We start from the raw sequence: 4,384 nt of genomic DNA on the forward strand, positions 1-4,384 counted from the left end.
TAACAAGATTGGACTTTTTTAGTAACTAAAACGATTTAACTAGCACCACGCGTATGTTAATATATTAAATTACTCCCACTCAATCGTTGAAGGTGGCTTACTCGTCACATCGTAAACTACGCGGTTAACATTATCTACTTCGTTTACGATCCTATCTGAAATGTGACCAAGTACATCCCATGGAATTTGGGCAAAATCTGCAGTCATCCCATCAATTGAGGTTACGGCACGAATACCAATCGTATAGTCATAAGTACGTCCATCGCCCATTACTCCAACGGAGCGAATACCTGGAAGAACAGTGAAGTATTGCCAGATCTTTTCTTGTAAACCTGCCTTCTTGATTTCTTCTCGTAAAATCGCATCAGAATCACGCACAATCTTAAGCTTGTCTTCAGTCACTTCACCAAGAACACGGATACCAAGACCTGGTCCTGGGAATGGCTGACGCCATACTAAGTCATGTGGAATGCCCAGCTTTTCACCAAGTTCACGTACTTCGTCCTTGAACAACTTACGCAGTGGTTCGATCAACTTGAAGTGCATGTCCTTAGGAAGACCACCAACATTGTGATGGGACTTAATAGTTTGCGCGGTGTTGGTACCTGACTCGATAACATCAGTATAAAGCGTACCTTGAGCTAAGAAATCTACATCCTTTAACTTCTTAGCTTCTTCGTTAAAGACCTCGATGAATTCCTTACCGATAATCTTACGCTTCTTTTCAGGATCAGTTACACCTTTCAACTTGTCTAAGAATCTCTTTTGGGCATTAACCCGAATGATGTTAACACCAAGATCCTTGTTCAAGGCTTGCATTACTTGATTGCCTTCGTCTTTACGCAGCATCCCGTGATCAACAAAAATTGCCGTCAATTGGTCGCCGATTGCTTTGTGTAAAAGAGTAGCAGTAACGCTAGAATCTACACCACCCGAAAGACCTAAGATGACTTTCTTGTCGCCGACTTCTTTACGAATATCATCAACCTTCATGTCGATGAAGTCGTTCATGGTCCAGTTAGCCTCAGCACCACAAACCTCAAAAGCAAAGTGCTTCAAGATGTCTAAACCATATTCTGAATTACGTACTTCAGCGTGGAATTGAATACCATAAAACTTTTTATCTGGATTAGCAATTGCCGCAATTGGACAGTTTTTGCTTGAGGCAGTTACTTCGAAGCCTTTTGGAGCTTCAGTTACTAAGTCGCCGTGGCTCATCCAAACGTATTGCTTGCTTGGTAAGCCCTTGAACAAAGCGCTGTCTGGATCTTCAACCGTAATGTTGGCGCGGCCATATTCCTTGTTTTCAGCTTGTTCAACTTTACCGCCTAAGTCATGAGACATTAATTGCATCCCGTAACAAATACCCAAAATTGGAATACCCAACTTAAAGATTGCAGGATCAACCTTTAATGAACCATTATCGTAAACACTGTTAGGACCACCTGAGAAAATGATTCCCTTAGGATTGATCTGTTTAATCTTCTCCATGGAAAGATCGTGTGGTAAAAGTTCAGAATAGATACCGAAGTCACGAATACGGCGGGTAATTAATTGGTTATATTGACTACCGAAGTCAAGCACAATAATTTTATCAAAATCGTCTAGATTCTTAGCCACTATTTACTCCCTCTTTTCAATTACGCATTTTTAACTAACTCTACTAGGAAAAATTAAAAAGGTCAATCAAAAAGTTAAAAATAGCCATTCATTGTTCGGCTTTTATCTTGAGCAACCAGCAGTTGCAACTACTAGTTGCGCTAAATGCAATTAAAAAAGTGGTGGTCTGCAACCGCAAATTTTCGTTAAATTAAATTATTTCAAAACGAAAGGACGATCAATCATGAGATTAGGTCAAAAAATTGCGGCATTACGCAAGAAAAATCATCTTTTTCAAGAAGCACTAGCTGAAAAGATGAACGTCAGTCGGCAAGCTATATCCAATCGGTGTGTTCTTCTTTGTCAAAAGCAATATCATTATGGACAGCTACAACATTTTATTACAAACAGATGATTACATTCCTAAGAAAAAACTTGGTCGCAAGATTATGAACAAATACGCCACACTCTATTGGTTAATAGCAGTCTTACTTTATCTAGGATATAGCTTCATTACCAATGATTGGGAACGCAGCTGAATAATTTTTACTATAATCGAACATTAATCCTTAATTTTCCACTTGTGTTCGGCAATATATTCTGCTAAGATTAAGCCAACACAAATATCTATATATCGTCGAAATAAGGTCGACAGTCTCTACCCGGTACCGTAAACACCGGACTATAGGTGAATGAACGTTAAGAATAATCTTAAGGACTTCTTTTACCTGTTTTAGGTAGAAGAAGTCCTTATTTCTTTCTTGAGGAGAATAATATTGAAGGAATTAGTAGATCGAATTAAACAAGATGGTGAAGTTTTACCCGGAAATGTGCTTAAAATTAATTCATTTTTGAATCACCAAGTTGATCCGCAACTAATGATGCATGTTGGTGAAGAATTTGCCTGCCTTTTTAAAGATGAAAAAGTCGATAAAGTCTTAACTTGTGAAGCGTCTGGAATTGCTCCTGGTGTCATGGCAGCCTACCAACTGCACGTGCCAATGATCTTTGCCCGAAAGAAAAAGCCATCTACTTTGAATGATGCAGTTTATTGGGCTGACGTCTTTTCTTACACCAAGAAGGTCAACAATAAGATCTGCGTTGAAGAAAAATTTTTGCACCCAGGCGAACATATCTTAATCATCGATGACTTCGTTGCCCACGGTGAAGCAGTCAAAGGCATGGTTAACATCGCCAAGCAAGCCGGCTGTAACATTGTTGGCGTTGGCGCTGTTGTTGCAAAAACCTTCCAAGGCGGAAGCGAATGGGTAGAAAACGAAGGCTTACGCTTTGAAGCCCTAGCAAAAATCGATAGCTTTGAAAATGATCAAGTACACTTCGAGGGAGAAGAATAATTAAAAATGGCACAAAAAGAAGTTAGTCACAAAAAAGCTGCTGTCCTAGGTTTGCAACATTTGCTGGCAATGTACTCCGGTGCAGTTGCCGTTCCCCTTTTAATTGGTACGGCACTACACTTCAATAGCACACAGATGACTTACCTAGTTTCGATTGATATCTTCATGTGTGGTTTAGCCACTTTAATTCAACTATTCCGTAATAAATATTTCGGCATTGGCTTGCCAGTCGTTTTGGGCTGTGCAATTCAAGCGGTAGCTCCCTTAGAAATGATCGGGCAGAAGTTTTCAATTAACACGATGTATGGTGCCATTATCGTTGCTGGAATCTTCGTCTTTCTAATTGCTGGCTGGTTTTCAAAAATCAAAAAACTCTTCCCGCCAGTAGTTACTGGGACCTTAATTACAGTAATTGGGCTAACTTTAATTCCGGTCGCTTTCCAGAATATGGGCGGCGGAAACGCACAAGCCAAAGATTTCGGTGATGCGAAAAATTTAATCGCTGCCTTTATTACCATCCTCATCATCATTGCCATCGAAGTCTGGACTAAAGGATTCTTACGTTCCATTTCCGTTTTAATTGGATTAATTGTTGGTACTCTAATCGCTAGCTGCATGGGGCTTGTTTCATTAAAGCCAGTTGCCGAAGCTTCTTGGTTCCATTTGCCTCAATTTTTCTACTTCGGGGTGCCAGAATTCGAATGGTCGTCTTGTTTGACCATGATCATCATTGCCTTAGTTTCCTTGGTCGAATCCACTGGCGTCTTCTTTGCCATTGGCGACCTACTTCATCAAGATATCACCGAAGAAGATCTCAAAAAAGGTTATCGTGCAGAAGGATTAGCACAAATCTTCGGTGGGCTTTTCAACACCTTCCCTTACACTACTTTTTCTCAAAATGTCGGCTTGCTTCAATTATCCGGCATTAAGACTAAGCGTCCGATTTACTGGGCTGCTGGCTTATTAATGGCCATGGGCTTACTTCCTAAAATCGGTGCTCTAGTTACCATCATTCCTGACTCAGTTTTAGGCGGAGCCATGTTGGTTATGTTCACAATGATTGCCGTGCAAGGAATCAAAATGTTAACCAAAGTTGATTTTGAGAATAACCGCAATATTCTAATTGTAGCTATTTCAATTGGTATGGGACTAGGCGTAACTGTCTATCCGCAAATCTTCCAACCCCTTCCCCAAACCATTCAATTGTTCTTAGGCAACGGTATCGTTGTTGCTAGCATCTGTGCAACTCTGCTTAATCTTTTATTCAACGGAAGAAGTGGTGCCTATAAGTAAAAAGCCTTTTCATTTCATAATTCTATATATCACAATTCTCTATAAATATTCAAGTGTCTGGGAAAAAACTAACTTTCAGATACCAAAAGACGATCAATCCAACTCTTAATTTGAGTTGCTTGACCGTCTTTTTCTTG

At 39.9% G+C, this 4,384-nt stretch carries 3 protein-coding genes, 2 pseudogenes and 1 riboswitch; of the genes and pseudogenes, 4 read left to right on the plus strand and 1 reads right to left on the minus strand.

Translation table 11 applies throughout. The features are described from left to right. Positions 1-69: 69 nt before the first annotated feature. Positions 70-1,623 (minus strand): glutamine-hydrolyzing GMP synthase, encoded by a 1,554-nt coding sequence (gene guaA, locus CP357_RS09545; protein ID WP_198995875.1) that lies wholly within the window; start codon positions 1,621-1,623, stop codon positions 70-72. A 220-nt stretch (positions 1,624-1,843) separates the two neighbouring features. On the opposite strand from guaA, the pseudogene CP357_RS09550 reads away from it, so the two are divergent. From CP357_RS09550 to CP357_RS09565, 4 genes and pseudogenes are all read left to right on the plus strand, one after another. Next, positions 1,844-1,942 (plus strand): annotated as a pseudogene (locus CP357_RS09550) (helix-turn-helix domain-containing protein); the annotation flags it as partial. A 97-nt stretch (positions 1,943-2,039) separates the two neighbouring features. Beyond that, a pseudogene (locus tag CP357_RS10725) lies at positions 2,040-2,135 on the plus strand (XRE family transcriptional regulator); the annotation flags it as partial. A gap of 71 nt (positions 2,136-2,206) precedes the next feature. After that, positions 2,207-2,304, plus strand: a riboswitch (purine riboswitch). A gap of 71 nt (positions 2,305-2,375) precedes the next feature. Next, positions 2,376-2,954, plus strand: a complete 579-nt coding sequence (locus CP357_RS09560) for a xanthine phosphoribosyltransferase (protein WP_098037185.1) — start codon at positions 2,376-2,378, stop codon at positions 2,952-2,954. 6 nt (positions 2,955-2,960) lie between these two features. Further along, complete coding sequence (locus CP357_RS09565; protein WP_098037186.1) at positions 2,961-4,247, plus strand: nucleobase:cation symporter-2 family protein; 1,287 nt, start codon at positions 2,961-2,963, stop codon at positions 4,245-4,247. The last annotated feature ends 137 nt before the right edge of the window (positions 4,248-4,384 follow it).

The organism is Lactobacillus sp. UMNPBX6 (assembly GCF_002553975.1).
GTDB lineage: Bacteria > Bacillota > Bacilli > Lactobacillales > Lactobacillaceae > Lactobacillus > Lactobacillus gallinarum.